The organism is Janibacter sp. YB324 (assembly GCF_014217915.1).
GTDB classification, from domain to species: domain Bacteria; phylum Actinomycetota; class Actinomycetes; order Actinomycetales; family Dermatophilaceae; genus Janibacter; species Janibacter indicus.
Genome location: NZ_CP060120.1, coordinates 1745373 through 1771322, shown reverse-complemented (window position 1 = coordinate 1771322; position 25950 = coordinate 1745373). Strand labels below are relative to the sequence as shown.

Genomic DNA, 25950 nt, shown 5'->3' with positions numbered 1-25950 from the left:
GATGACCCTGCGCCCTGTCCTGCGGGCCCGTGCACCCTTGCGGGTGAGCTTCGCCGGGGGTGGCACGGACGTCGCACCCTTCACCGAGCGCGAGGGCGGCGCCGTCCTGAGCGCCACGATCGGCAGCTACGCCTACGCGACCCTGCGTCCGCGCACCGACGGGCACATCACGGTCGAGTCCCACGACTACGGGACGAGCATCGGCTACGACGTCGGTACCCCCTTCGAGCTCGGCGGGGAGCTGGACCTGCCGAAGGCGGCGATCGCCCGCATCATGGCGCTCGTGGGAGCGATGCCCTCCGAGGGGTTCGACCTCTTCCTGCACACCAACGCCCCACCCGGCTCCGGCCTGGGCAGCTCGAGTGCCGTGATGGTCGCCGTCATCCAGCTCGTCGCCCGCCACTGCGGTCTCGACCTCGGCCCGCACGAGACGGCCGAGCTGGCCTATCGGCTCGAGCGCGAGGACCTGGCGATCCCCGGTGGCTACCAGGACCAGTACGCCGCAGCCTTCGGCGGATTCAACTACATGGAGTTCCGGACCGACGGCCAGGTCGTCGTCAACCCTCTGCGGGTGCGCCCCGACACGGTGCACGAGCTCGAGCACAACATGCTGCTCGCCTACACCGGCCGCACGCGGGTGAGCGACCACATCATCGCCGACCAGGTCTCCCGCTACGAGACGGGCAACGAGGACGCCATCGCCGGTCTGCGGGCGCAGCGCGACCTCGCCGACGCGATGCGCGTGGCCCTGCTGCGGGGTCGCGTCGACGAGATCGGTCACCTCCTCGGCCAGGCCTGGCAGCAGAAGCAGCGGATGTCCTCGCGGATCACCACCCCGCTGATCTCCGAGGCCGTCGAGCACGCGCTCGCGCACGGCGCGCTCGGCGGCAAGGTGACCGGCGCCGGCGGTGGCGGCCACATGATCTTCATCTGCGAGTTCGAGAAGCGGCACGTCGTCGCCGACGAGCTCATCCGGCTCGGTCTGACCGTCTCGGAGTTCACCTTCACCAAGCACGGCGTGACCACGTGGAAGGGACAGCAATGACGGCCACCGAGGCCCACCACTCGTTGGTGACCCGACAGCTCGGCGCGGGCATCGCCGCGTGGGCGCAGCTCGCCCACGAGATCGGCGAGCCCGGGCTGGTCGCCGCGGTCGAGGCGGCCGGGCGCGACGTCGTCGACGCCCTGCACGCCGGCGGCACCCTCCTCGTCGCCGGCAACGGCGGGTCGGCGGCGATCGCGAGCCACGTCGCCGCGGAGTTCCTCGGCAAGTGCGTGCACGACCGGCACCCGCTGCCGGCGATCAGCCTCGCCGAGTCGCACTCCTCGCTCACGGCGATCGGCAACGACTACGGCTTCGACCAGGTCTTCCTCCGTGGCGTGCAGGCCTTCGGTCGTCCCGGGGACGTGCTGCTCGCGATGTCCACGTCAGGGACCAGCCCCAATGTCGTCGCGGCCCTCGCCGAGGCCCGGCGCCGCGGGGTCACGACGATCTTCATGGTGGGGGCCAAGGGGGCCGGCCAGGCCGACCTGGCCGACCACCTGCTCGTCGTCCCCTCGCAGGAGACGCCGCGGATCCAGGAGGTCCACATGCTGTGGGCGCACGCCTGGTGCGAGGCCGTCGACCTGTCGATGCAGGAGTCGGGCTGACCCCGCAGCCGTGGTGGTTCGGCCCGCAGGAGCTCGCTCCTCCCGGCGACGGAGCCCCCTTCGACCTCGTGCTGCTCGACCGTGACGGCACGATCAACGTGCGCATCCCTGACGGCTACGTCACCCGGCCGGAGGAGCTCCTCCTGCTGCCCGGGGCGGCCGACGGAGTGGCCCGGCTGACGCGCGCCGGGTGCCGGACGGTCCTGGTGACCAACCAGCGAGGCGTGGCTCGAGGTCTGCTGTCGCGGGAGGGGCTGGTGGCGGTCCACCGGCACCTGGACGCGCTCTTGGCGCCGGCGGGCGGGAGGTTGGACGCCGTCGTCGTCTGTCCCCACGAGCAGGGGGCCTGCCGCTGTCGCAAGCCGCTCGACGGGCTCTTCCGGGAGGCCCTCTCGAGGGCGCCGTGGGCGCGGGCCGAGCGCTGCGTCATGGTGGGGGACATGCCGAGCGACCTCGAGCCGGCGGCGGGTCTCGGGATGCGGACCGAGCAGGTCTCGGCGGCACGCGATCTCGCCGAGGTCGCCCGCCTTCTCGCGCCGTCGGTCCGGGGGAGTGTCGTGCAGCGTGGCGAAGGCCACGTCCCCTAGGCTGTCGCGCGGCTGCTCAGGCGCCAGCAAAGTGCTACTGTCCGGTAAGTTTCATAGGGCCAAGGAGGGTCAACTCGTGCGCAAGTACCTGTTGCCGGCGATCATCATGGGCGTCGGTGCATTCATTCTCACCATGGGGCTGCTCTTCCGGTTCTATGCCTACCCCAAGCTGGCGGTGGTCCCCAACGACCAGAACACCACGCAGATCGTCCAGGACCCCAATGCGAAGTTCTTCGACGCCGACAACGTGCGTCCCGCCGAGGGCGAGCTGACGACGACGGCGCGCATCATCGGGGACCCGCAGGCCGCCGAGGCCGCCTCCGAGGAGTCGGGTCGCGACCTGGCCGTGTGGAACAGCGGCCAGATCAGCGACAACAACGGCGACAACATCCCGATGGACGGCAGCACCGAGGTCTACGTCTTCGACCGGCACACCGGTGAGGCCGTCAACTGCTGCGGCGAGTCGAAGAACGGCGAGGAGGTCAAGCGCGACGGCCTGCTCGTGAAGTTCCCCTTCGACACCCAGAAGGACGGCTCCTACAGCTGGTGGGACAGCACGGTCGGCAAGTCCTTCCCCGTGCAGTTCGAGGGCGAGGAAGACCTGCAGGGGATGAACGTCTACAAGTTCACCCAGGAGGTCCCCGAGACCAAGTACGCCACGCGTGAGCTCCCCGGCAACCTCTTCGGCGGCTCGGACAGCTCCGGTGCCGTCAACGCCGACCGCTACTACTCCAACAAGCGCACCTTCTGGGTCGACCCGGTGACCGGCGTGGTCATCGACCGCGTCGAGGAGCAGAACCAGGAGTTCCGCCACAACGGCAAGACCCTCACCGCGCTCGAGACGACCTCCAAGTTCACCAAGGAGACCGTCGACAAGAACGTCGAGGACTACAAGTCGAAGTCCTCGCTGCTCGGCATGGTCCACAGCACCTTCCCGATCGTCTTCGCGATCCTGGGTGTCCTGCTGCTGCTGACCGGTCTGCTGCTGTCGGTGCTCATCGGCCGCCGCAGCCGCCTCGACGAGCAGCCGGCCTACGTCGACCGCGGCCCCGACCCGGTCTTCGGCAACTCCGGCCCCGACGAGACGACGGTTCGCCGCAGCGACCTGCACGGCAACTGACGCTCGCGATCGCAGCGTCCCCGTCCCCGGCCCGGGGCGGGGGCGCTGCGGCGTGCCGGGCCCCGACCTCTCAGCCGGGGCGACGGGCGACGAAGATCGCCGTCCCGGGCAGGTGCGCACCGCGCAGTGGTGACCAGCCGCCCCAGGTCTCGGTGTTGTCCGGCGGCCACTCCGGCTCGAGCAGGGCCTCGAGGACGAGGCCGGCGTCGACGATCTCGGCGATCCGGTGGCCCGTCGTGCGGTGGTGCTCCACGTAGGTGGCGCGGCCGTCGGTGGACTCGACGTAGGGCGTCTCGTCGAAGTACGAGCCGGATGCGGTGAGGCCCTCCGGCCCGGGAACGTCCGGGAAGGCCCACCGGATCGGGTGCGAGGTCGAGAAGGCCAGGCGCCCGCCCGGTCGCAGCACGCGGGCCAGCTCGGCCATGAGCGCGGCGGAGTCGGCGACGAAGGGGGTCGCGCCGTACGCCGAGAAGACGAGGTCGAAGCTGCCGTCGGCGAAGGGGAGTCGGGTTGCGTCGGCTTGGGCGAGCAGTGGCGCCGGGCCGGGGGAGCGGGCGCTGAGCGTCGCTGCGGTGGCGAGCATGCCGGCGGACAGGTCGGTCGAGACGACCCGGGCGCCGTGCGCGGCGCACCAGCGGGCGCCCTGCGCCCCGCCGCCGCCGAACTCCAGGATGGTCAGGTCGGCGAGGGACTCGACCGGGCCGAGGACGTGCAGGTCCTCCTCGGTCCAGCCCTCGGGGCCCCACACGAGGTCGGCGTCGCCGAGGAAGCGACCGTGCTCGGCGAGGTAGTCGTCCGCCTCACGGTCCCACCACCCGCGGTTGGCGGTGACCGTCTCCTCCTGTGCGCTCTCGCGCCGCAGGACGTCGTCCGGCGTGGCCGGACCGGTCGTCGTGAAGCCCTCATCCATGGGGTGGACGCTAGTCGACGGGCGGTTTTGCTCCCTTCGCCCCGATAGCACTACGATGGGCAAGCGCTTTGTGTGCCCACCCGGGCATCCGGGTGCTGCAGCACCCGTCCATCGAGATCAACTGTCCACAATCGGAGTTCCTACTACATGACTGCCAGCACGGTCGACACGACCGCCCCTCAGATCGCCGTCAACGACATCGGCACTGAGGAAGATCTTCTCGCCGCGATCGACGCCACGATCAAGGACTTCAACGACGGCGACATCGTCGAGGGTCACATCGTCAAGGTGGACCGCGACGAGGTGCTCCTCGACATCGGCTACAAGACCGAGGGTGTCATCCCCTCGCGCGAGCTGAGCATCAAGCACGACGTCGACCCCTCGGAGATCGTCACCGTCGGTGACAGCGTCGAGGCCCTCGTCCTCCAGAAGGAGGACAAGGAAGGCCGACTCATCCTGTCCAAGAAGCGTGCGCAGTACGAGCGCGCCTGGGGCACCATCGAGAAGATCAAGGAAGAGGACGGCGTCGTCACCGGCACCGTCATCGAGGTCGTCAAGGGTGGTCTCATCCTCGACATCGGCCTGCGTGGCTTCCTCCCCGCCTCCCTCGTCGAGATGCGTCGCGTCCGCGACCTCCAGCCCTACGTCGGCAAGGAGATCGAGGCCAAGATCATCGAGCTCGACAAGAACCGCAACAACGTGGTCCTGTCGCGCCGTGCCTGGCTCGAGCAGACGCAGTCCGAGGTCCGCACGACCTTCCTCAAGGAGCTCCAGAAGGGGCAGGTCCGCTCCGGCGTCGTCTCCTCGATCGTCAACTTCGGTGCCTTCGTGGACCTGGGTGGCGTCGACGGTCTCGTCCACGTCTCCGAGCTGTCCTGGAAGCACATCGACCACCCGTCCGAGGTCGTCGAGGTCGGCGACGAGGTCACCGTCGAGGTCCTGGACGTCGACATGGACCGCGAGCGTGTCTCCCTGTCGCTCAAGGCGACGCAGGAGGACCCGTGGCAGCACTTCGCCCGGACCCACGCGATCGGTCAGGTCGTCCCGGGCAAGGTCACCAAGCTCGTTCCCTTCGGTGCCTTCGTGCGCGTCGAGGACGGCATCGAAGGTCTGGTCCACATCTCCGAGCTGGCCGAGCGCCACGTGGAGCTGCCGGAGCAGGTCGTCAACGTCGGCCAGGAGATCTTCGTCAAGGTCATCGACATCGACCTCGAGCGTCGCCGCATCTCGCTGAGCCTCAAGCAGGCCAACGAGGACGGTGCCAACCTCACCGAGTTCGACCCGACGCTCTACGGCATGGCCGCCGAGTACGACGAGCAGGGCAACTACAAGTACCCCGAGGGCTTCGACCCGGAGACCAACGAGTGGCTCGAGGGCTACGACGCCCAGCGCGAGGCCTGGGAGAAGCAGTACGCCGACGCCCACGCCCGCTGGGAGGCCCACCGCGCCCAGATCGAGAAGGCCGCGGCCGACGACGCCGCTGCCGCCGAGGGCGGTGCCGACTCCGTCGCCGCCACGTCGTACAGCTCGGACAGCACCCCCGCCCCGAGCGCCGGCGCCCCGGCCGCCCCGGCGAGCGAGGGCACGCTGGCCTCCGACGAGGCCCTGGCCGCGCTCCGCGAGAAGCTCACGGGCAACTGACCCCAGGCTTCTCGAAGGGGGCGTCGCACCATCCGGTGCGGCGCCCCCTTCGTCATGCGTCGACGCCTCAGTCCTCGGCGGGTGTCATCCGTAGGCGCGCGACGCGACGACCGTCGACCCCGATGACCTCGAGGTGGTGGCCGGCGACCTCGACGACGTCACCGACCCTGGCCACGCGGCCCAGTCGAGCCATGACCAGGCCACCGGCGGTGTCGACGTCCTCGCCGGAGAGGTCAGTCCCGATGAGCTCGGACAGCTCCTCGACGTTGAGCGAACCGTCGACGACGACGGCCTCCCCGCGGTGGCGCGTGGCGTCCTCGGGGTCGGTGCCGGTGTCGTACTCGTCGTAGATCTCGCCGACCACCTCCTCGACGAGGTCCTCCATCGTCACCATGCCGGCGGTGCCGCCGTACTCGTCGACCACGAGGGCGAGGGACTGCTTGTCGCCGCGCAGCCTGGCCAGCGCAGGCAGGACGTCGAGGCTGTCGGGCAGCGCGAGGATGGGCCGGGCCAGATCGCTGACCTGCGTCGTCGCACGCGAGGCCGGGTCAGCGCGCATGAGGTCACGGATGTGGACGAAGCCCGTGACGTCGTCGACGTCGCGGCCCGTGACGGGGAAGCGGGAGTGGGAGGAGTGCACCACCTGTGCGATGGCCTCCTCGACGCTCAGGTCGCCGGCGAGGAACTCGATGTCGGTCCGGGGGCGCAGGACCCGTGCCAGGGCCCGGTCACCCGCGCGGAAGACGTCGGTGAGGATCCGCCGCGGGTAGGGGTGCAGACCCTGATGACCCTCGATGAGGTCACGGATCTCCTCGGGCGTCATCTCCTCCTCCTCGGCGGAGGTGGAACCGCCCACGAGGCGCATCACGGCGTTGGTCGAGACCGACAGCAGCCAGATCACCGGTCGCACGAGCATCGCGAAGACGCCGAGGGGAGGGCCGAGGACCCGGGTGAAGGCGAGGTTGCGCTGCATGGCCAGTCGTTTGGGGACCAGCTCACCCAGAACGAGTGAGAGATAGGCGATGAGCAGCGTCATGGCCACCAGCGCGACCGTCGCCGCGGCTCCCTCGGGAATGCCGATGGCGACCAGACCCGGGACGAGGTCGGGCGCGATGGTGGAGCCGCCGTAGGCCGAGGAGAAGAAGCCGGCGACCGTCACACCGATCTGCACGGCGGACAGGAACTGGTTGGGGTTGCGCACGAGATCGGCGAGACGGCGCCCGCGCTCACCGCCGGCCTCGAGGGCGCGCACCTGCCCCTCGCGCAGGGTGACGATGGCCATCTCGGTCGCGGCGAAGACACCCCCGACGAGGACGAAGAGCAGGACGAGCAGGAGGTTGACCAAGGTCTGTGTGTCCACGCACTGACGCTACCGATGGAGGACGACGTGCGGGCCGGCGGCCCGGCCTAGGATCGGGCGCATGCTGCGCATCGGACTGACAGGCGGGATCGGGTCGGGGAAGTCGACGGTGTCGGCGAGGCTCGCCGAGCTCGGGGCGGTCGTCGTCGACGCCGACAAGATCGCCCGTGAGGTCGTCGAGCCGGGGGAGCCGGCACTCGAGCAGATCCGGGAGCGCTTCGGGGAGCGGGTCTTCGGGCCCGACGGGGCCCTGGACCGCCCCGCCCTGGGCCGGGTCGTCTTCGGCGACCCGGCGTCGCTCGCCGCGCTCGAGGGCATCACCCATCCGGCGATCTGGCGCCGGACGGCGGAGTACTTCGCGCAGGCCGAGGAGGCCGGCACGCCGATCGGTGTCCATGACATGCCCTTGCTCGTCGAGAAGGCGATGGCGGGGGAGTACCACCTCGTCCTCGTCGTCGACACCGACGAGGAGGTCCGGCTGCAGCGCCTCGTCGAGCTGCGGGGGATGCCGCCGGAGGAGGCCCGTTCGCGGATCGCCGCCCAGGCCACCGACGAGCAACGTCGCGCCGCCGCAGACGTGCTGCTGGACAACAACGGCACGCCCGAGGAGCTCGTGGCGCAGGTCGACCGGCTCTGGCAGGAGCGGCTGACCCCCTTCGCCGACAACCTCGCCGCCGGGCGTCGACGCGAGCGCGAGCCGGTCATCACCCTCTCCGATCCGGACCCGACGTGGCCGGAGCAGGCCGGGCGCCACCTGGCGAGGATCCGGCACGCGCTCGGGGAGCGGGCCGTGACGCTCGACCACATCGGCTCCACCGCGGTGCCCGGCTTCGTGGCCAAGGACGTCCTCGACCTGCAGGTAGGGGTCTCCTCGCTGGCCGATGCCGACGAGCCGGACTTCGTCGCGGCCCTCACGGCGGCGGGGTACCCGCGGGTCGCGGGCTACGTGGCGGACACGCCGCGCGTCGACGGACGGGAGCCGCAGGAGTGGCCCAAGCGGTTCCACGGCAACTGCGAACCGGGCGTCGCGGTGCACCTGCATGTGCGTGAGGTGGGCTCTCCGGGCTGGCGGTGGGCCCTGCTCTTCCGCGACTGGCTGCGCACCGAGCCGGCTGCGCGCGAGGAGTACGCCGCGGTCAAGCGGGGGGTCGAGGCGCGGCGGCTGTCGATGGAGGACTACGCCGAGGCCAAGGAGCCGTGGTTCGACGGGATCCACGAGCGGCTCGAGGTCTGGGCGCGCGAGACCGGGTGGACCCCGGAGGGGCGCTGATGCCCTCGTACCGGGTGGCGATCGACGTGCACGGCGTGGTGCCGGGTTACGCGCCGGAGGACCTGCTGCCGCGGGCGGAGGAGCTGCTCGCCGTGGGGCACCGGGTCGAGGACCGCTCGGTCGAGCTCGTCCGGGGTCAGCCGCAGATCCACCTGAGGTTCCTCGTCACCGGCAGCCACGACGCCGCCGAGGACGACGAGGCCGAGGGCGCCGTGCGGGCGCTCGTCGTCTCGCTGGCGCCCGTCGCCTCCCTGGGGCGGTGGACGCTGCGGCGGGGACCCGGTGGGCACTGGCGCACGATCCGCAGCGGTGACTCGCGGGACGGGGTCGAGGAGCACGCGGTCGACTTCTGAGGGCTGTCGGGGGCGTGGCCTACGGTGGACACCATGCGCCCGGTGACCGATCTGCAACGCACGGTGGCTCCCTTCGAGGTCATCTCCGAGTACGAGCCGGCCGGCGACCAGCCGACCGCGATCGCCGAGCTGGCACGGCGGGTGCGCGCGGGCGAGGAGGACATCGTCCTGCTCGGTGCGACGGGCACGGGCAAGTCGGCGACGACGGCCTGGCTCATCGAGGAGGTCCAGCGGCCGACGCTCGTCATGGCGCCCAACAAGACGCTGGCTGCCCAGCTGGCCAACGAGTTCCGCGAGCTGCTCCCCAACAACGCCGTCGAGTACTTCGTCAGCTACTACGACTACTTCCAGCCCGAGGCCTACGTCCCGCAGACCGACACCTACATCGAGAAGGACAGCTCGATCAACGAGGAGGTCGAGCGGCTGCGGCACAGCGCCACCAACAGCCTGCTGACCCGTCGCGACGTCGTCGTCGTCGCCTCCGTGTCGTGCATCTACGGCCTCGGCACCCCGCAGGAGTACGTCGACCGCATGGTCAACCTGCGCGTCGGTGACGAGATCGACCGTGACGAGCTGCTGCGGCAGTTCGTCACGATGCAGTACACCCGCAACGACCTGGCCTTCACCCGCGGCACCTTCAGGGTGCGCGGCGACACGGTCGAGATCATCCCGGTCTACGAGGAGCTCGCCGTCCGGATCGAGTTCTTCGGCGACGAGATCGAGGCCATCCACACCCTCCACCCGCTGACGGGGGAGGTGGTCCGCGAGGAGGAGACTGTGCACGTCTTCCCGGCGACCCACTACGTCGCCGGCCCCGAGCGCATGGAGCGGGCCATCACCGGCATCGAGCGTGAGCTCGAGGAGCAGCTGGCCACGCTCGAGCGTCAGGGCAAGATGCTCGAGGCCCAGCGGCTGCGCATGCGCACGACTTACGACATCGAGATGATGCGCCAGGTCGGCAGCTGCGCGGGCATCGAAAACTACTCGATGCACATCGACGGGCGCTCTCCCGGCTCGGCCCCCAACTGCCTGCTCGACTACTTCCCCGAGGACTTCCTCCTCGTCATCGACGAGTCGCACCAGACCGTGCCGCAGATCGGCGCGATGTACGAGGGTGACGCCTCCCGCAAGCGCACCCTCGTCGACCACGGCTTCCGCCTGCCGAGCGCGATGGACAACCGCCCGCTCACTTGGGAGGAGTTCCTCGAGCGCATCGGCCAGACGGTCTACCTCTCGGCCACGCCGGGCGACTACGAGTTGGCCAAGGCCGACGGACACGTCGAGCAGGTGATCCGCCCGACCGGCCTCATCGACCCGGAGGTGGTGCTCAAGCCGACCAAGGGTCAGATCGACGACCTGCTCCACGAGATCCGCGAGCGTGCCGAGCGTGACGAGCGGGTGCTCGTGACCACCCTGACCAAGAAGATGGCGGAGGACCTCACCGACTACCTCCTCGACAAGGGCGTGCGGGTGCGCTATCTGCACTCCGACATCGACACCCTGCGTCGGGTCGAGCTGCTGCGCGAGCTGCGGCTGGGCGAATTCGACGTCCTCGTCGGCATCAACCTCCTGCGCGAGGGGCTCGACCTGCCCGAGGTCTCGCTCGTGAGCATCCTCGACGCCGACAAGGAGGGCTTCTTGCGCAGTGCCCGCTCGCTCATCCAGACGATCGGTCGTGCAGCGCGCAACGTGTCCGGCCAGGTCCACATGTACGCCGACAAGGTGACCCCCTCGATGCAGGAGGCGCTCGACGAGACCCAGCGCCGCCGCGACAAGCAGATCGCCTACAACCGCGAGCGGGGCATCGACCCGCAGCCCCTGCGCAAGAAGATCGCCGACATCACCGACATGCTGCAGCGCGAGGACGCCGACACCGATGCGCTGCTCGGCTCGGGGCGCAGCCAGAGCCGCGGCAAGGGCAAGAGTGCTGCGGCTGCGGACGAGAGCGCGGCGCGGCGCGAGCGCGACCTGCCGGCGAGCGAGCTGGCCAGACTCATCCAGGAGCTCACCGACCAGATGCACCAGGCGGCGACCGACCTGCACTTCGAGCTCGCAGCCCGGCTGCGCGACGAGATCGGCGACCTGAAGAAGGAGCTGCGGCAGATGACGGCCGCGACCCGCTAGGGTGTCACCACGGGTCCCGGTCCCAGATGGCTCGCGTTACCCGCATCGCGTGGTGTGACGTGAGAGACTTCGAGAAGCCAGCGGAGGGGAGTATCCCCCAGCGATGTCTCGTCAGCACGGTCGGTCCGCCGACCCGGGGCATCGGCCCACACGGGTGGGAGAGACCTCCGGACGCATGACCCCTGTCCGGAAGGTTCCCCTTGTCCACCATCTCCACTCTCCAACCCGCGATCATCAGCGGCGGCACCATGGACGTGCCGACCTGGGCGTGGCTGCTCACGCTCGCTGTCGCGGCGGCGGTGCTCACCTTCGACGTCATCCACGTCGCCCGCAACCCGCACGTGCCCTCCACGCGCGAGGTCGCGACCGTCCTCGGGATCTACGTCTCGGCGGCCGTCCTCTTCGGGATCGGCCTCTGGTACGCCGAGGGTGGTGAGCGCGGCACCGAGTTCTTCGCCGGCTGGTTGACCGAGTACTCGCTCTCGATCGACAACCTCTTCATCTTCATCATCATCATGGCGAAGTTCGGGGTCCCCGGACGCTTCCAGCAGACCGCGCTGCTCTGGGGCATCATCATCGCCATCGTCCTGCGGACGATCTTCATCTTCGTCGGCGCGGCCGCGATCAACCAGTTTGCCTGGGTGTTCTACATCTTCGGCGCTTTCCTCATCTACACCGCCGTCAAGCTCGCGACCGAGAGCCACGACGAGGAGGACGACTGGGAGCCCAACGGCATCATCAAGTGGTTCCAGCGCACCGTGCCGAGCACGACCGAGTGGTCCTCCAAGCTCTTCACGAAGGAGAACGGCAAGCGCGTCGCGACCCCGATCTTCATCGTCGTCATCGCCCTGGGCATGACCGACCTGCTGTTCGCGCTCGATTCCATCCCGGCGATCTACGGCCTCACCAAGGAGCCCTACATCGTGCTGACGGCCAACCTCTTCGCCCTCATGGGTCTGCGGCAGCTGTACTTCCTCATCGGTGGTCTGCTGAAGAAGCTCGTCTACATGAGCCTGGGTCTGTCGGTCCTGCTCGCCTTCATCGGCGTCAAGCTCATCCTGCACGCCCTCCACGAGAACACGCTGCCCTTCATCAACGGCGGCGAGCACGTGGGCGTCCCGGAGATCCCGATCACCGTCTCGCTCGGCGCGATCGTCCTCATCCTCGGCGTGACGACCGTGGCCAGCCTCTGGAAGTCCAACAGGGACGCCAAGCAGGGCATCGACTCCAGTCACTGACCGCACGCCCGACCGCACCTCGAAGGGGGTGGCTCACCGCGAGGTGGGCCACCCCCTTCGTGCTGCCGTCACGGAGGGCCGCTCAGGCGGGCAGGTCCGGCTGGCGCCTCCTGCCGGCGCCCAGACCGAGGACGAGGAAGCTGGCGAGCACGACGAGGGCCATCCCGGTGAGCTGGACGGGGTCGAGCCGCTGGCCGAGGACCAGCAGACCCGCGAGCGCGGCGACCGCGGGCTCCAGGCTGAGCAGGATCCCGAAGACGGCGGGGGCCAGCCGCCGCAGCGCGAGCAGCTCGAGGGAGTACGGCAGCACCGAGGAGAGCACGGCGATCCCCAGTCCCTTGAGCAGGACGGTGCCGTCCCAGGCCGAGGTGCCGTGGACGCTCACGTCCCAGATGCCGAAGGGCAGGACGACGGCGGTCGCCACGACCATGGCCAGCGCCAGCCCCTCCAGCTGCGGGAAGGCAGCGCCGGTGCGACCGGAGAAGACGATGTAGGCGGCCCAGCAGGCACCCGCGAGGAGCGCCAGCACGATGCCGGTGCGCTCGAGGTCGGCGAAGGGGAGGCTCAGGGCCTGCGAGATGAGCACGACCCCGACGCCGGCCGCGGCGACCGCGAGGAGGTCGCGGGGGCGGCGGGAGAGCACGGCCGCGAGCGTCAGCGGTCCGATGAACTCGATGGTCACCGCGACGCCGATCGGCAGGTGCCCGAGCGAGGCGTAGAAGGCGAAGTTCATCAGGCCGAGCGCGAGCCCGAAGCAGCCCACGGTGGCCCAGTCCCGGGGGCGGTGACCGCGCCATCTCGGTCGGGCGAAGAGCAGCAGCAGCGCGGTCGCGATGAGCAGCCGGAGGACGACGGATCCGGCGGCGCCGATCTGCGGGACGAGGGTCGCGGCGAGGGCACCGCCGAACTGGACAGACACCACTCCGGCGAGCACGAGGAGCGGGGCTGGAACGGCATCGACACGTCTCACGGCGTCACCCTAGTCTTCGCCCCATGGCGACCTATCTGTCCTTCCTCGCCCTGGTCCTCGTCATCACGATCGCCCCGGGTCCGGACACCGCACTCACCCTGCGTGCCGCGCTCGTCCGCGGGCGTGGTGCCGGGCTGCTGACCATGGTCGGAGTGAGCTGTGCGGGCGCCGTGCAGGGCCTGCTCGCAGCCGGTGGGCTGGGCGCGATCATCGTCGCCAGTGAGCCGCTCTTCCTCACGGTCAAGTGGGTAGGTGCGGCCTATCTCCTGTGGCTGGGTGGCCACGCACTGTGGACGGCCTGGCGCGGGGACGTCTCGGCGGAGGCCGCCCGGGAGCCGGAGTCGCGCGGGCGTGGCGGTCGGGGTCGGCTCTTCGCCCAGGGCTTCCTGTGCAACATCACCAACCCCAAGGTGCTGGCCTTCAACCTCGCCGTGCTGCCGCAGTTCGTCGGTGACCGCGCCGGTCTGCCCGTCCTCGCGCTCTACGCCCTGAGCCTCGTGGCCCTCGGGTCGCTCTACCTGTCGACGGTCGTGCTGCTCGCCGACCGGGCCCGGTCCTTCCTGTCCGCCCCGCGGGTGCGTCGACGGATCGAAGGGGGCATGGGCGCGGCGATGATCGGCTTCAGCGCCAAGGTCGCCACGACCCACTGACCCTCACCAGCCGCGCTCGCGCCACTCGTCGAGGTGCGGGCGCTCGGCGCCGAGGGTGGTGTCGGAGCCATGGCCGGGGTAGACCCAGGTGTCGTCGTCGTAGACGTCGAAGACCCGCTGGGTGACGTCGGCGAAGAGCGCGTCGAAGCTCTGCCCCTCCATCTTGGTGTTGCCCACACCGCCGGGGAAGAGGCTGTCCCCGGTGAAGAGGTGCGTGTGCCCCTGCGGATCGTCGTAGGCCAGGGCCACCGAGCCCGGGGTGTGCCCGCGCAGGTGGACGACGTCGAGGGTGATCTCACCGAAGCGCACGGCGTCGCCGTGCTGCAGTCGCACGTCGGGCGCGAGCGGCAGGGCGTCGGCGTCGTCCTCGCCCGCCTGGGTCGTGGGGGAGAAGGTCTGAGCGGTCTCCTCGAGGGCACGCACGTGGTCCCAGTGCTGGTGCGTCGTCACCAGCTGGGCGAGGCCCGACCCACCGGCGGCGACGAGCTCACGGATGCGCTCCCCTTCGTCCGCGGCGTCGACGAGCAGCTGCTCGCCGGTGGCGCGGCAGGTGAGGAGGTAGACGTTGTTGTGCATCTGCGAGACGGCCATCTTGCGGATCGTCAGGTGGGCCAGCTCGCGGGTCGACCACGGGCCGCCCGGCTGGACGTCCGGGTCGTAGGCGTCGGTGGGGGTGCTCATGCGGGGTCTCCTTCGTCGGGGGTGGCGGCCGCGGCGGCCTCGGCGTCGCGCAGGGCATAGGCAGCGCCGATGAGGGTCAGGTGGCTGAAGGCCTGCGGGAAGTTGCCGGCCTGGCGGTCGCCCTCGACGTCGTACTCCTCGGCGACGAGGCCCACGTCGTTGAGCAGGCCGCACAGGCGCTGCATCAGCGCGTGGCCCTTGTCGAGCTGTCCGGTGAGGGCATAGGCGCTGACGAGCCACCACGAGCAGGCGAGGAAGGGGTGCTCGTCGCCGGCGAGCCCGTCGACACCGCTCTCCGTGCGGTAGCGCAGGAGGAACCCGTCGCGCATGAGGTCGCGCTCGACCGCGGCGACGGTGCCGAGGACCCGAGGGTCGTCGGGCGGGAGGAATCCCACCATCGGGATGAGCAGGAGGGAGGCGTCGACCTCGTCGGTGTCGTAGTGCTGGGTGAAGGTCTGCTTGGCGTCGTTCCAGCCACGCTCGAGGACGTCGGCGCGAACCCGCTCACGCAGGTCGCGCCAGAGCTCGACCTCGCCCTCGTAGCCGTGGACCTCCACCGCCCGGATGGCCCGGTCGAAGGCGGCCCAGACCATGACCCGGGAGTGGGTGAAGTGGCGCAGCGGACCACGGATCTCCCACAGGCCATTGTCGGCCTGGTCCCAGTGCTCGGCGAGGTTGTTGACGAGCGAGCGCTGCACGGCCCACGACTGGGGCGACTCCTGCAGACCCTGGGCCCGAGCGTCCTCGAGGGCGATCATCACCTCGCCGAGGACGTCGGTCTGCTTCTGGTCGACGGCGCCGTTGCCGATGCGGACGGGGCGGCTGTCGGCGTAGCCGGGCAGATGGTCGAGCTCGTGCTCGGGCAGCTCGCGTCCGCCGTCGACGGCGTACATGATCTGCATGTCCTCGGGGTCCCCGGCGATCGCCCGGACGAGCCAGTCACGCCAGAGCTTGGTCGTGCCGACGTAGCCGGACTTCAGCAGGGCCTCGAGCGTGAGCGATGCATCGCGCAGCCAGCAGTAGCGGTAGTCCCAGTTGCGCACGCCGCCGAAGTCCTCCGGAAGGCTGGTGGTCGCGGCCGCGACGATGCCGCCCCGGCGGGTGTCGGTGAGCAGGCGAAGGGTGAGCAGCGACCGGACCACCTCGGCCCGGTAGGGGCCCTCGTAGGTGCAGCGGGAGGCCCACTGCGACGAGCGCTCGTGGGTGGCCCCGATGCGGGAGCTGATGTCGAGCGGCGGCGGGATGGCCTTGTAGGAGGCGAACCACGTCGTGGAGAAGTTGTAGTGCTCGCCGGCGCGCACGGTCCAGCGGTCGCGGTGGTGGTGGCCGTCGGGGCGCGGCAGGCGGGAGCCACGCAGGACGAGCATGTCGTTGCCGGCGATGGCGGTGATGACCTCGTCGTCGAGCTCGTGGCCGGGGGAGTGCGCGACCCAGGGCCGGATGCGGCCGTAGCCGAAGCGCACGACCCACTCGTGCTCCATCTCCACCTCGCCCTCGAGTCCTTCGACGACGCGCACGAGGTCGGCCCGGCCGTCGCCCAGCGGCATGAGGTCGGTTACCCGCACGGTGCCGGTCGCCGTGCGGTGGACCGTCTCGAGGATGAAGGAGTCGCCGCGGTAGGAGCGGGTCGTCGTCGCCTTGCCGACCGGCCCGATGAGCCACCGACCGTGCTCGGGGGTGCCGAGGAGCGCGGTGAAGCAGGAGGAGGAGTCGAAACGGGGGAGGCAGAGCCAGTCGACGGATCCCCCCTTCGACACCAGGGCGGCGGTCTCGGTGTCACCGATGGCGGCGTAGTCCTCGATCGGGGTACTCATCCGGACAGGCTAGGCCCTGTGGCGGCCGCCTCGCCGGAGGCCTGGCGGCGTTGTCGGTGGCGCCACTTAGGGTGGAGGGCGTGACTGCTGCCAAGGCTTCTGGCTCCCGCCTGCACGACCGGATCGTCGTCCAGGGGGCCCGTGAGCACAACCTGAAAGACATCCACGTCGACATCCCGCGCGACTCGCTCGTCGTCTTCACCGGTCTGTCCGGCTCGGGCAAGTCGTCGCTGGCCTTCGACACGATCTTCGCCGAGGGTCAACGCCGCTATGTCGAGTCGTTGTCGGCCTATGCCCGGCAGTTCCTCGGCCAGATGGACAAGCCGGACGTCGACTTCATCGAGGGCCTGTCGCCGGCGGTCTCCATCGACCAGAAGTCGACCAACCGCAACCCGCGGTCGACGGTCGGGACGATCACCGAGGTCCACGACTACCTGCGTCTGCTCTTCGCGCGCGTCGGGCGGCCGCACTGCCCGGTCTGCGGCGAGCCGATCACCCGGCAGAGTCCGCAGCAGATCGTCGACCGGCTGCTTGAGCTGCCGGAGCGCACCCGCTTCCAGGTCCTCGCGCCGGTGGTCCGCGCTCGCAAGGGCGAGTTCGTCGACCTCTTCGCGGAGCTGCGGACCAAGGGCTACAGCCGGGCCCTGGTCGACGGCGAGGTGGTCTCGCTCGCCGAGCCCCCCACCCTCGAAAAGCAGGTTAAGCACACCATCGACGTCGTCGTCGACCGCCTCGTGTCCAAGGGGCCCGAGGACCGGGCTGCCAAGCAGCGGGTCACCGACTCGGTGGAGACCGCGCTCGGGCTCGCCGGGGGCGTCCTCGTCATCGACTTCGTCGACCTCGACGAGGACGACCCGCAGCGGCAGCGCCGTTACTCCGAGACGATGGCCTGCCCCAACGACCACCCGCTGAACATCGACGAGATCGAGCCGCGCTCCTTCTCCTTCAACTCTCCCTTCGGCGCCTGCCCCAAGTGCACCGGTCTGGGCACCGAGCTCGAGGTCGACCCGGAGCTCGTCGTGCCCGACGACGACCTGACGCTGGCCGAGGGCGCCATCGCCCCGTGGGCCCAGGGCACGCAGTCGGCGCAGTACTTCCAGCGGACCATGGCCGCGCTGGGCGACGACTTGGGCTTCGACATGGACACCCCGTGGCGGGCTCTTCCGAGCCGCGCCCGCACGGCGCTCCTCGAGGGGCGCAACCACAAGGTGCACGTCAAGTACCGCAACCGCTTCGGCCGGGAGCGCTCCTACAGCACGGGCTTCGAGGGGGTCATCCCCTTCATCAAGCGCCGCCACACCGAGACCGAGTCGGACTGGAGCCGGGAGAAGTACGAGGGCTACATGCGGGAGATCCCGTGCCCGACGTGCGCCGGTACTCGCCTGAAGCCCGAGTCGCTCGCCGTCCTCGTCGGTGGCCGCAGCATCGCCGACGTCTCGTCGCTGTCGATCCGTGAGGCCGCAGGCTTCCTCGACACCGTCGACTTCTCCGACCGTGAGCGGCAGATCGCCGAGCAGGTGATCAAGGAGATCAACGCCCGACTCGGGTTCCTGCTCGACGTGGGTCTGGAGTACCTCTCCCTGTCGCGCGCGGCCGGCACGCTGTCGGGCGGCGAGGCCCAGCGCATCCGTCTGGCCACGCAGATCGGGTCGGGCCTCGTCGGCGTGCTCTACGTGCTCGACGAGCCGAGCATCGGTCTGCACCAGCGGGACAACCACCGACTCATCGAGACGCTGACCCGGTTGCGTGACCTCGGCAACACACTCATCGTCGTCGAGCACGACGAGGACACCATCGCGGCCTCCGACTGGGTCGTCGACATCGGTCCGGGCGCCGGTGAGCACGGGGGGCACGTCGTGCACTCGGGCCCACTCGCGGAGCTGTTGACGAGCGAGCGCTCGGTCACCGGCCGTTACCTCGCGGGCGAGCTGGAGATCCCGGTCCCCGAGGTACGCCGGCCCCAGCAACCCGGCCGTGAGCTGACGGTCAAGGGCGCCCGCGAGCACAACCTCGCCGGGGTCGAGGTCGACTTCCCGCTCGGCAACTTCATCGCCGTCACGGGCGTCTCGGGCTCCGGCAAGTCGACGCTCGTCAACGACATCCTCTACAACGTCCTGGCCAACAAGCTCAATGGCGCCCGGCGGGTCCCGGGCCGGCACAAGACGGTCACCGGTCTGGAGCAGCTCGACAAGGTCGTGCACGTCGACCAGAGCCCCATCGGGCGCACACCGCGGTCCAACCCCGCGACCTACACAGGGGTCTTCGACCACGTGCGCAAGCTCTTCGCCGCCACGAGCGAGGCCAAGGTTCGTGGCTACCAGCCCGGTCGCTTCTCCTTCAACGTCAAGGGCGGTCGCTGCGACGCCTGCTCCGGTGACGGCACCCTGAAGATCGAGATGAACTTCCTGCCGGACGTCTACGTGCCGTGCGAGGTCTGCCACGGTGCGCGCTACAACCGCGAGACGCTCGAGGTGCACTTCAAGGGCAAGAACATCGCCGAGGTGCTCGACATGCCGATCGAGGAGGCCGAGGACTTCTTCGCCGCGGTCCCGGCCATCGCGCGGCACATGAAGACGCTCAACGCCGTGGGCCTCGGCTACGTCCGCCTCGGCCAGCCGGCGACCACGCTCTCCGGTGGTGAGGCACAGCGCGTCAAGCTGGCCGCCGAGCTGCAGAAGCGCTCCAACGGCCGAACGATCTACGTGCTCGACGAGCCGACGACCGGTCTGCACTTCGAGGACATCCGCAAGCTGCTGCTCGTCCTCCAGGGGCTCGTCGACAAGGGCAACACCGTCCTGGTCATCGAGCACAACCTCGACGTCATCAAGTGCGCCGACTGGATCGTCGACATGGGCCCCGAGGGAGGCTCCGGGGGAGGCACCGTCGTCGCCACCGGCACCCCCGAGCAGGTGGCCGCCGTCCCTGCGTCCTTCACGGGGCAGTTCCTCGCCCCGGTCCTCGCCAAGAGCGCCACGCAGCCGATCGTCGGCGAGCTCGTCGAGGGCACTCCGCCCCCCACCAAGAAGGCGACGGCCAAGAAGAAGAGCGCTGCGAAGAAGGCCACAGCGACCAAGAAGAAGGCAGCCGCGGCGAAGACCCCAGCGAAGACGCCGGCGGCCAAGAAGGCGACGGTCTCGAGCAAGGCGACCGCAGCAGCCCGCCGCGCCAAGAAGGCCGGCTGACAGAGCGGGAAGGTGAGGAGGGGGTCGGCGCACATCAAGCCGAAGTCCGGCACGTCAACCCGCGCCTGCGGGGGAACGAAGGGACTTCGGCGGGCGCCGACCCCCTCCTCGCCGCCCCAGCCAAGGGAGCGGCGAGGAGGGAAGAGGATCAGTCCTCGCCGAGGTAGGCCTTGCGCACCTCGTCGGAGTGGAGCAGCTCGTGGCCGGTGCCCTGGGTGACGATCTTGCCCACCTCGAGCACATAGCCCTTGGTCGCGAGCTTGAGTGCCGCACGGGCATTTTGCTCGACGAGCAGGATCGTCGTGCCCTGGGACTGCAGGGTCTTCACCGTCGCCATGATCCGCTTCATCATGATCGGCGAGAGACCCATGGAGGGCTCGTCGAGCATGAGGAGCTTGGGACGCGAGAGCATCGCGCGGCCCATGGCGAGCATCTGCTGCTCGCCACCGGAGAACGTGCCGGCCGGCTGGTCCCGACGTTCTCCGAGGATCGGGAAGAGCTCGTAGGCGGCCTGGATGTCCTTGCCCACCTCCTTGTCCCGGCGACCGAAGGCACCCAGACGCAAATTCTCCTCAACGGTCATCCGAGGGAAGATCCGTCGACCCTCGGGGGAGTGGGCCAGGCCCATGCCCACGATCTGGTGCGCGGCGGTGTTGTCGATGCGCTCCCCGCGGAAGAGGATCTCGCCACCGCTCGGCCGGAGCAGCCCGGAGATCGTGCGCAGCGTCGTCGTCTTGCCGGCGCCGTTGGTGCCGATGAGGGTGACGACCTCGCCCTCGTCGACGCTGAATGAGATGCCCTTGACGGCGACGATCTTGCCGTAGGAGACCTCCAGGTCCTTGACCTCGAGCATTGCGCTCATCGGCCCTCCTCCTCGTCCGTGGCCGCGCTGAAGGTCGTCTCGACCTCGAGAGGGGCGACCTCTTCGTCCTCGTCCTCGGCCCCACCGATGTAGGCCTCGATGACCCGTGGGTCTGACTGGACCTCACCGGGGGTGCCCTGGACGAGGACCTCACCCCGCACCAGGCAGAGCACGCGGTCGCAGAGGTTGAAGATGAAGCGCATGTCGTGCTCGATGACGACGACCGCCAGGCCGGAGTCGCGGATCTTGAAGATCAGCTCCATGGCCTGCTCGGTCTCGCGCGGGTTCATGCCGGCGGTCGGCTCGTCGAGCAGCAGCACCTTGGGATCGGTCGCGAGGGCGCGGGCGATCTCGAGGCGGCGCTGGTCGCCGTAGGGCATGTTGCGAGCGAGCAGGTGAGCGCTGCTGCCCAGGCCGACGTACTTGAGCAGCTCGTGCGCCTTCTCGGTCGTCTCCCGCTCCTCGCGGCGGAACTTCGGACCCCGGATGATCGAGGTGAAGGCTCCGGACGAGGTGCGGCAGAAGCGCCCGACCATGACGTTCTCGAGGGCGGTCATGTTGCCGAAGAGACGGATGTTCTGGAAGGTACGCGCCATGCCGGCCCGGACCACGGCCCGAGGCTTCGGCGGGATCTGGGTGCCGAAGAGCGAGACCTGACCCTCGGTGGGCTTGTACATGCCCGTGAGGCAGTTGAAGAAGGTCGTCTTGCCGGCGCCGTTGGGGCCGATGAGGCCGACGATCTCGCCCTCGCGGACCTCCATCGACACGTCGCCCACGGCCACGAGACCACCGAAGCGCATGGTGACGTTGCGGGCATCGAGGATGACCCCGGCGTCCCCCTTCGCCGGCGGAGCGGTCGGGGTGTCGGTTGCGGTGCTCACTTGGCTGCCTCCAGCTCGTCGATGACCAGTGTCCCGGCCAGCTCCTCGTCGTCGTCGTGGAACTCCAGCTGTCGACGCTTGTTCGCGATGAGCCCCTCCGGGCGGAACCGCATCATGATGACGAGCACGAGCCCGAACATCAGCAGCCGGTACTCGTCGAGGTCACGCATCTTCTCGGGCAGGAACTTCAGGATCGCCGCGCCGATGAGGACGCCACCGACCGTGCCCATGCCGCCGAGGACGACGGCGGCGAGCAGGAAGGCGGACTCGAGGAAGATGTAGCTGTCCGGTGAGACCGCCTGGTCCATGTGGGCCTTGACCGTGCCGGCCATGCCCGCGAGCGAGGCACCACCGGCGAAGGCGAGCAGCTTGAGCCCGAAGACGTTGACGCCCATGGCCTCGGCGGCCCGCTCGTCCTCACGGATGGCCACCCACCCACGACCGATGCGCGAGTTGTTGAGGTGGGAGAAGACGACGATGACGAAGACGATGAGCGCGATGAGCACGAAGTAGTAGTTGCCCGCCCGCGGGATGTCGATGCCGAAGAACGTGTGCGTGTCGCCGAAGTTGAACCCGAAGAAGTTCAGGTCGGGGATGGCGTTGATGCCGTTGGACCCACGGGTGATCATCGGGCCCGACGTGCCGTCGAGGTTGAACATCGCCAACCGGAAAATCTCACCGAAGGCGAGGGTGACGATGGCGAGGTAGTCGCCCGAGACCCGCAGCGTCGGGGAGCCGATGATCAGGCCGAGGATGCTCGAGACGAGCCCACCGATGATCATGACGACGAGGAAGGGTGGCTTCCAGCCGATCGTCGCGAAGGCCGACATCGACATCGAGGCCCCGACGTAGGCACCGGCACCGAGGAAGGCGATGTAGCCCAGGTCGAGCAGGCCGGCCAGGCCGACGACGATGTTCAGACCCAACGCGGTGGCCGCGAAGATCAGGACATTGCCGGCGATCGTCAGGTTGGCCTCGGAGCCGCCTTGGGTGAAGGGGAAGGCGAGCGCCACGACGAAGGTTGCCAAGGTGAAGACCCGGCGGTGCCGCCCGGTGACCCCGCCGAGCCATGCCCCGAGGTTGGAGCGGGTGATCGTCAGGGTGGCGCCGATGAGGGCCAGGACGAGCAGCAGCAGGACCCACGGCTCAGGACGCTTGAGGGCGTACTGGGCGACGTAGAGGGCGGCACCGAGGAGCAGCGCGATGATGATGATCTCGAGCCAAGCCGGCAGCTCGACGACGGCCGGGTCGAGGACCTTGGTCTCCGCGCGCAGGTAGCCGCCCGCGGTGATGAGGAGCGAGGCGACCAGTGCGACCCAGACCCCTTCGTTGGCATTGATCAGGCCGGAGGTCTCGATGGTGATGGCCAGCAGGGACACGGCGGAGAAGGCGACGCCGGTGATGCCGAGCGTGCGCAGGCCGCGCGCGGGGTCGATGTACTCCGACCAGCTGCTGAGCGGCCCGGCGGCCACGAGCGCGAGCAGGAGCGCCAGGGCGCCCAGGAGCATCGCGTAGACCTGCAGCGTGACCGGCCAGAAGCGGATGGAGATGTCGCCGAAGATGGGCTCGTAGCTCCACGAGAGCAGCCCGGAGACGATGAGCAGGACTGAACCGACGACGGCGAGGATGCCGCCGAGCCGGGGATTGCGAGACAGCGTCGTCATGCGCGGTCCACCACCTTTGCGCCCATGATGCCCTGCGGTCGGAAGACGAGGACGAGGATGAGGATGGAGAAGGCCCAGATGTCCTTCCACGGCGAGCCGCCGGGCAGGTACTGGATGGCCATGGCCTCGAGGACACCGAGGACGAGGCCGCCGACGACGGCGCCCTGGATGTTGCCGATGCCGCCGAGGACGGCGGCGGTGAAGGCCTTGAGGCCGTAGATGAAGCCCATCTTGAAGTTGATGTTGGTCGTCTGCAGGCCGTAGGCGACGCCGGCGATCGCGGCCAGCGCGGCGCCCACGGCGAAGGCCGTGACGATCATCCGGTCGACGTTGATGCCCATGAGGCGAGCGGTGTCGGGATCCTGGGAGACGGCCTGCATCGCGCGGCCCGTGCGGGTGCGGTTGATGTAGTACCAGAGGCCGACGGCGCAGATCGCCAGGCAGGCGATGGTGAAGAGCGCCGGCCGCTGGAGCGTGACCCCGCCGAGGTTGAAGGCCTCACCGGAGATCCCGTCGACCCGGGGGAAGACGACCTTCTGCTTCGCCGACGGGAAGTCGAAGGGGTTGACGTCGGAGACGAAGAGGGTCGGGTCGTTGTAGCCGACCCGGACCAGCTCCTGCAGGAAGACGGAGATGCCGATGGCCGTGATGAGCGGGGCCAGTCGTGGCGCGCTGCGCAGCGGACGGTAGGCGACGCGTTCCATGACGACGGCCACGGTGACCGAGGCGGCGACGGCCCCGATGAGGATGAGCGGCAGCGTCCACAGGGCGGTGGTGCCCGGGAAGAGGATCAGCGAGGTCGACAGGGCGCCGAAGGCGCCGATCATGAAGATCTCGCCGTGCGCGAAGTTGATGAGCTGGATGATGCCGTAGACGACGGTGTAGCCGACGGCGATGAGTGCGTACAAAGACCCGATGGTCAGACCGTTGACGATCTGCTGGGCGACTTGTTCCACGTGTCCTCCTGGGCGTGGCCGCAGGTCGTGCGGCCACCACGGGGCGTCGAGGGGTGGGCGACGGATGGCGAAGGGGGCTGGCAGGGGTGGGGCGGGGTGCGTCAACACCCCGCCCCACCTGCGGTCAGACCGTGCAGGTCATGACCGCATCGATCACTTGAACTCCTCCGTGAGGACGTCCGTCCACTCGCCGTCCTTGACCTCGTAGGCGGTGAGGACTCGCGTGGTGTTGTCGCCGTACTCGTCGAAGGAGACCTTGCCGGTGACTCCGTCGAACTCGACGTCGGCCATCGCGTCGATCGTCGCCTGACGAGCGTCCTCGACGGTGTCGGCGTCCTTGAGCGAGACCTTCATCGCCTCGATGATGGACTGGCCGGCGTCGTAGGCGTAGGCACCGTAGGCCTCGGCCGGGTCGCTGTAGCCGGCAGCCTCGTAGTCCTCGAGGAACTTCTTGCCGGCGTCCAGGCTCTCCGTGGGAGCGCCGACCGAGGTGGCCAGGTCGCCGTCGGACCCGTCGCCCGCGAGCTTGATGAACTCGGGCGAGAAGATGCCGTCGCCACCCATGAGCGGCACCTTGAGGCCACCGGCCTTGAGCTGCTGGCTCAGCGGGGCGGCCTGCGGGTACTCACCGCCGTAGTAGACGGCCTTGGGGTCCTTGGCCTTGAGTGAGGAGACGACGGCGTCGTACTTGTCCTCGTCGGGGTTGATCGTCTCGGCGGCGACGACCTTGCCCCCGAGCTTCTTGTACTCCTTGGTGAAGGCGTCGACGAGGCCCTGGCCGTAGGTCTTCTTGTCGTGGACCGTCGCCAGCTCCTTGATGCCGGCCTCGTTGTAGAGGTAGCGAGCGGCGAAGGGGCCCTGGACGGTGTCGGTCGTGCACACGCGGTAGTAGCTGGCGTAGACGCGCTCGGGCGAGTCGTCCGGCTTGGCGCCCCGGGTGAGGGTCGGGTTGGTGTTGGCCGGCGAGACCATGGTGATCTTCGCCTTGTCGAGGATCGGCTGGACCGGGCCGGCCACCGAGCTGTTGAGGGTGCCGACGACACCGATGACCTCGTCGTCCGAGGCCAGCTGGGAGGCGGCGTTCTTGCCGACCTCGGGCTTGCCCTCGTCGTCCTGGGCGACGACCTCGATCTCCCAGTCACCGAGGTCACCGGACTCGTTGGCCTGCTCGGCCGCGAGCTCGACCGAGTGCTGGATGCCGAGACCGAGAGCGGACAGGTCGCCCGAGAGCGGCGAGATGACGCCGATCTTCACGACCTTCTTGTCGCCCCCGCCGTCGCCGTCTCCGGAACCGCCGCTGTCACCGCCGCGGGTCCCGCATGCGGACAGGGCCATGGTGGCGACGAGCATGGTCGCCCCCGTTGAGATGACGGAACGCCTGATCACGTGTCCTCCTGATGAAGAAGTGTGGCCCTTGGGCCGCGGCCGGCGACCTGGGTGTCGCGGGCTGTGGAGGGACAGTAATCCGGTCTGACTGTGTTCTGACCCACATTGGGGGCAGCCGTGTCCTGCTCGTTACCAAGTGGTCGCCCAGACGGGTTACCGGCGGGTCATGCATGGTGCATGCACAGGTGGCGGTGGGACGATCAGGTTCCGTTCACCCCTTCGACTCGAGGCCCGACATGACGACGACGCGACGCACCGCACTGACCATCGCCGCAGCAGGCGGCACCGTGGCCCTCTCGGCCTGCGGCGGGGACGAAGGGGGGAGCGGCGGCAGTGGCGCAGGAGGCTCGGCATCGTCCGGCGACAGCGTGAGCGTCGCGGCCGCCGACGTCCCCGAGGGCGGCGGTCTCGTCGAGGGCCAGGTCGTCGTCACCCAGCCGAGCGCGGGGGAGTTCAAGGCCTTCGACGGCACCTGCCCGCACCAGGGCTGCGCGGTGACCCGGGTGACGACCGAGGCGATCTTCTGCCCCTGCCACGGCAGCGAGTTCGACCTCACCGACGGGTCGGTCCTCAAGGGGCCGGCCACGGAGGGGCTCACCGCCAGGACCGCGACCGTCGACGGCGACCAGGTCACCGTCTCGTAGGGTCGGG

Annotated in this window: 22 protein-coding genes; 12 read left to right on the top strand and 10 right to left on the bottom strand. The window is 69.5% G+C overall.

The annotated features are described in order from the left end of the window. The first annotated feature begins 1 nt into the window (after nucleotide 1). The 4 genes from H7A72_RS08590 (at nucleotide 2) to H7A72_RS08575 (ending at nucleotide 3357) form a co-directional block, all read left to right on the top strand. Nucleotides 2-1045 (top strand): GHMP kinase, encoded by a 1044-nt coding sequence (locus H7A72_RS08590; protein ID WP_072624710.1) that lies wholly within the window; start codon nucleotides 2-4, stop codon nucleotides 1043-1045. After that, nucleotides 1042-1650: an SIS domain-containing protein gene (locus tag H7A72_RS08585; protein WP_185220261.1), complete on the top strand. Its 609-nt coding sequence runs from the start codon at nucleotides 1042-1044 to the stop codon at nucleotides 1648-1650. Before H7A72_RS08590 ends, H7A72_RS08585 begins: the two co-directional genes overlap by 4 nt. Further along, nucleotides 1611-2237 carry an HAD-IIIA family hydrolase gene (locus H7A72_RS08580; protein WP_185220260.1) on the top strand — a complete coding sequence of 209 codons (627 nt, stop codon included), beginning with the start codon at nucleotides 1611-1613 and terminating at the stop codon, nucleotides 2235-2237. The genes H7A72_RS08585 and H7A72_RS08580 overlap by 40 nt, the downstream gene beginning before the upstream one ends. A gap of 76 nt (nucleotides 2238-2313) precedes the next feature. Next, a complete protein-coding gene (locus H7A72_RS08575) occupies nucleotides 2314-3357 on the top strand; it encodes a DUF3068 domain-containing protein (protein ID WP_185220259.1) in 1044 nt (347 codons plus the stop codon). Between the two features lie 70 nt (nucleotides 3358-3427). On the opposite strand, the gene H7A72_RS08570 is transcribed toward H7A72_RS08575, so the two are convergent. After that, complete coding sequence (locus H7A72_RS08570) at nucleotides 3428-4267, bottom strand: class I SAM-dependent methyltransferase (RefSeq protein ID WP_185220258.1); 840 nt, start codon at nucleotides 4265-4267, stop codon at nucleotides 3428-3430. Between the two features lie 147 nt (nucleotides 4268-4414). Between H7A72_RS08570 and rpsA the strand changes: the two genes are divergently transcribed. Further along, entirely contained in the window at nucleotides 4415-5908 is a 1494-nt protein-coding gene (rpsA, locus tag H7A72_RS08565; protein ID WP_072624705.1) for a 30S ribosomal protein S1, read from the top strand. Nucleotides 5909-5975: 67 nt separating this feature from the next. On the opposite strand, the gene H7A72_RS08560 is transcribed toward rpsA, so the two are convergent. Then, nucleotides 5976-7268 carry a hemolysin family protein gene (locus H7A72_RS08560; protein ID WP_084451689.1) on the bottom strand — a complete coding sequence of 431 codons (1293 nt, stop codon included), beginning with the start codon at nucleotides 7266-7268 and terminating at the stop codon, nucleotides 5976-5978. A gap of 61 nt (nucleotides 7269-7329) precedes the next feature. Here H7A72_RS08560 and coaE point away from each other — a divergent pair, with 61 nt between their 5' ends. From coaE to H7A72_RS08540, 4 genes are all read left to right on the top strand, one after another. Beyond that, the gene (gene coaE / locus H7A72_RS08555) at nucleotides 7330-8538 is read left to right on the top strand and encodes a dephospho-CoA kinase (protein ID WP_185220257.1); all 1209 of its coding nucleotides are present in this window, start codon (nucleotides 7330-7332) and stop codon (nucleotides 8536-8538) included. Beyond that, nucleotides 8538-8891, top strand: a complete 354-nt coding sequence (locus H7A72_RS08550; protein ID WP_143445558.1) for a hypothetical protein — start codon at nucleotides 8538-8540, stop codon at nucleotides 8889-8891. Before coaE ends, H7A72_RS08550 begins: the two co-directional genes overlap by 1 nt. Nucleotides 8892-8924: 33 nt before the next feature. Continuing rightward, the gene (gene uvrB, locus H7A72_RS08545) at nucleotides 8925-11015 is read left to right on the top strand and encodes an excinuclease ABC subunit UvrB (protein WP_185220256.1); all 2091 of its coding nucleotides are present in this window, start codon (nucleotides 8925-8927) and stop codon (nucleotides 11013-11015) included. 248 nt (nucleotides 11016-11263) lie between these two features. Next, nucleotides 11264-12253 (top strand): TerC family protein, encoded by a 990-nt coding sequence (locus tag H7A72_RS08540; RefSeq protein ID WP_084451832.1) that lies wholly within the window; start codon nucleotides 11264-11266, stop codon nucleotides 12251-12253. Between the two features lie 82 nt (nucleotides 12254-12335). On the opposite strand, the gene H7A72_RS08535 is transcribed toward H7A72_RS08540, so the two are convergent. Then, entirely contained in the window at nucleotides 12336-13223 is an 888-nt protein-coding gene (locus H7A72_RS08535) for a DMT family transporter (protein ID WP_223277583.1), read from the bottom strand. A 23-nt stretch (nucleotides 13224-13246) separates the two neighbouring features. Here H7A72_RS08535 and H7A72_RS08530 point away from each other — a divergent pair, with 23 nt between their 5' ends. After that, a complete protein-coding gene (locus tag H7A72_RS08530) occupies nucleotides 13247-13873 on the top strand; it encodes a LysE family translocator (RefSeq protein ID WP_084451682.1) in 627 nt (208 codons plus the stop codon). Between the two features lie 3 nt (nucleotides 13874-13876). Here the strand turns inward: H7A72_RS08530 and H7A72_RS08525 are convergent, their stop codons facing one another. Further along, nucleotides 13877-14554 carry an MBL fold metallo-hydrolase gene (locus H7A72_RS08525; protein WP_185220255.1) on the bottom strand — a complete coding sequence of 226 codons (678 nt, stop codon included), beginning with the start codon at nucleotides 14552-14554 and terminating at the stop codon, nucleotides 13877-13879. Continuing rightward, nucleotides 14551-16368 (bottom strand): glycoside hydrolase family 15 protein, encoded by a 1818-nt coding sequence (locus H7A72_RS08520; protein WP_185220254.1) that lies wholly within the window; start codon nucleotides 16366-16368, stop codon nucleotides 14551-14553. Before H7A72_RS08520 ends, H7A72_RS08525 begins: the two co-directional genes overlap by 4 nt. Before the next feature lie 71 nt (nucleotides 16369-16439). On the opposite strand from H7A72_RS08520, the gene uvrA reads away from it, so the two are divergent. Then, on the top strand, nucleotides 16440-19550 hold the full coding sequence (gene uvrA / locus H7A72_RS08515) for an excinuclease ABC subunit UvrA (protein ID WP_370543522.1): 3111 nt from the start codon (nucleotides 16440-16442) through the stop codon (nucleotides 19548-19550). A gap of 148 nt (nucleotides 19551-19698) precedes the next feature. Here the strand turns inward: uvrA and H7A72_RS08510 are convergent, their stop codons facing one another. From H7A72_RS08510 to H7A72_RS08490, 5 genes are all read right to left on the bottom strand, one after another. Beyond that, nucleotides 19699-20412, bottom strand: coding sequence for an ABC transporter ATP-binding protein (locus H7A72_RS08510; protein WP_084451676.1), 714 nt, complete (start codon nucleotides 20410-20412; stop codon nucleotides 19699-19701). Continuing rightward, on the bottom strand, nucleotides 20409-21293 hold the full coding sequence (locus tag H7A72_RS08505; RefSeq protein ID WP_084451674.1) for an ABC transporter ATP-binding protein: 885 nt from the start codon (nucleotides 21291-21293) through the stop codon (nucleotides 20409-20411). The genes H7A72_RS08510 and H7A72_RS08505 overlap by 4 nt, the downstream gene beginning before the upstream one ends. After that, complete coding sequence (locus H7A72_RS08500; RefSeq protein WP_084451672.1) at nucleotides 21290-22957, bottom strand: branched-chain amino acid ABC transporter permease; 1668 nt, start codon at nucleotides 22955-22957, stop codon at nucleotides 21290-21292. Before H7A72_RS08500 ends, H7A72_RS08505 begins: the two co-directional genes overlap by 4 nt. After that, complete coding sequence (locus H7A72_RS08495; RefSeq protein WP_185220253.1) at nucleotides 22954-23913, bottom strand: branched-chain amino acid ABC transporter permease; 960 nt, start codon at nucleotides 23911-23913, stop codon at nucleotides 22954-22956. The genes H7A72_RS08500 and H7A72_RS08495 overlap by 4 nt, the downstream gene beginning before the upstream one ends. A 153-nt stretch (nucleotides 23914-24066) precedes the next feature. Beyond that, on the bottom strand, nucleotides 24067-25263 hold the full coding sequence (locus tag H7A72_RS08490; RefSeq protein ID WP_223277581.1) for a branched-chain amino acid ABC transporter substrate-binding protein: 1197 nt from the start codon (nucleotides 25261-25263) through the stop codon (nucleotides 24067-24069). 272 nt (nucleotides 25264-25535) lie between these two features. On the opposite strand from H7A72_RS08490, the gene H7A72_RS08485 reads away from it, so the two are divergent. Continuing rightward, on the top strand, nucleotides 25536-25943 hold the full coding sequence (locus tag H7A72_RS08485) for a Rieske (2Fe-2S) protein (protein ID WP_185220252.1): 408 nt from the start codon (nucleotides 25536-25538) through the stop codon (nucleotides 25941-25943). The last annotated feature ends 7 nt before the right edge of the window (nucleotides 25944-25950 follow it).

Bases quoted from the DNA above. Each gene is read 5' to 3' on its own strand.
- uvrB (WP_185220256.1), top strand. From the start codon at position 8,925: ATGCGCCCGGTGACCGATCTGCAACGCACGGTGGCTCCCTTCGAGGTC.
- H7A72_RS08490 (WP_223277581.1), bottom strand. From the start codon at position 25,263: ATGCTCGTCGCCACCATGGCCCTGTCCGCATGCGGGACCCGCGGCGGT.
- H7A72_RS08550 (WP_143445558.1), top strand. From the start codon at position 8,538: ATGCCCTCGTACCGGGTGGCGATCGACGTGCACGGCGTGGTGCCGGGT.
- H7A72_RS08510 (WP_084451676.1), bottom strand. From the start codon at position 20,412: ATGAGCGCAATGCTCGAGGTCAAGGACCTGGAGGTCTCCTACGGCAAG.
- H7A72_RS08520 (WP_185220254.1), bottom strand. From the start codon at position 16,368: ATGAGTACCCCGATCGAGGACTACGCCGCCATCGGTGACACCGAGACC.
- H7A72_RS08500 (WP_084451672.1), bottom strand. From the start codon at position 22,957: ATGACGACGCTGTCTCGCAATCCCCGGCTCGGCGGCATCCTCGCCGTC.
- H7A72_RS08485 (WP_185220252.1), top strand. From the start codon at position 25,536: ATGACGACGACGCGACGCACCGCACTGACCATCGCCGCAGCAGGCGGC.
- H7A72_RS08585 (WP_185220261.1), top strand. From the start codon at position 1,042: ATGACGGCCACCGAGGCCCACCACTCGTTGGTGACCCGACAGCTCGGC.
- H7A72_RS08590 (WP_072624710.1), top strand. From the start codon at position 2: ATGACCCTGCGCCCTGTCCTGCGGGCCCGTGCACCCTTGCGGGTGAGC.
- coaE (WP_185220257.1), top strand. From the start codon at position 7,330: ATGCTGCGCATCGGACTGACAGGCGGGATCGGGTCGGGGAAGTCGACG.
- H7A72_RS08570 (WP_185220258.1), bottom strand. From the start codon at position 4,267: ATGGATGAGGGCTTCACGACGACCGGTCCGGCCACGCCGGACGACGTC.
- H7A72_RS08530 (WP_084451682.1), top strand. From the start codon at position 13,247: ATGGCGACCTATCTGTCCTTCCTCGCCCTGGTCCTCGTCATCACGATC.
- H7A72_RS08540 (WP_084451832.1), top strand. From the start codon at position 11,264: ATGGACGTGCCGACCTGGGCGTGGCTGCTCACGCTCGCTGTCGCGGCG.
- H7A72_RS08525 (WP_185220255.1), bottom strand. From the start codon at position 14,554: ATGAGCACCCCCACCGACGCCTACGACCCGGACGTCCAGCCGGGCGGC.
- rpsA (WP_072624705.1), top strand. From the start codon at position 4,415: ATGACTGCCAGCACGGTCGACACGACCGCCCCTCAGATCGCCGTCAAC.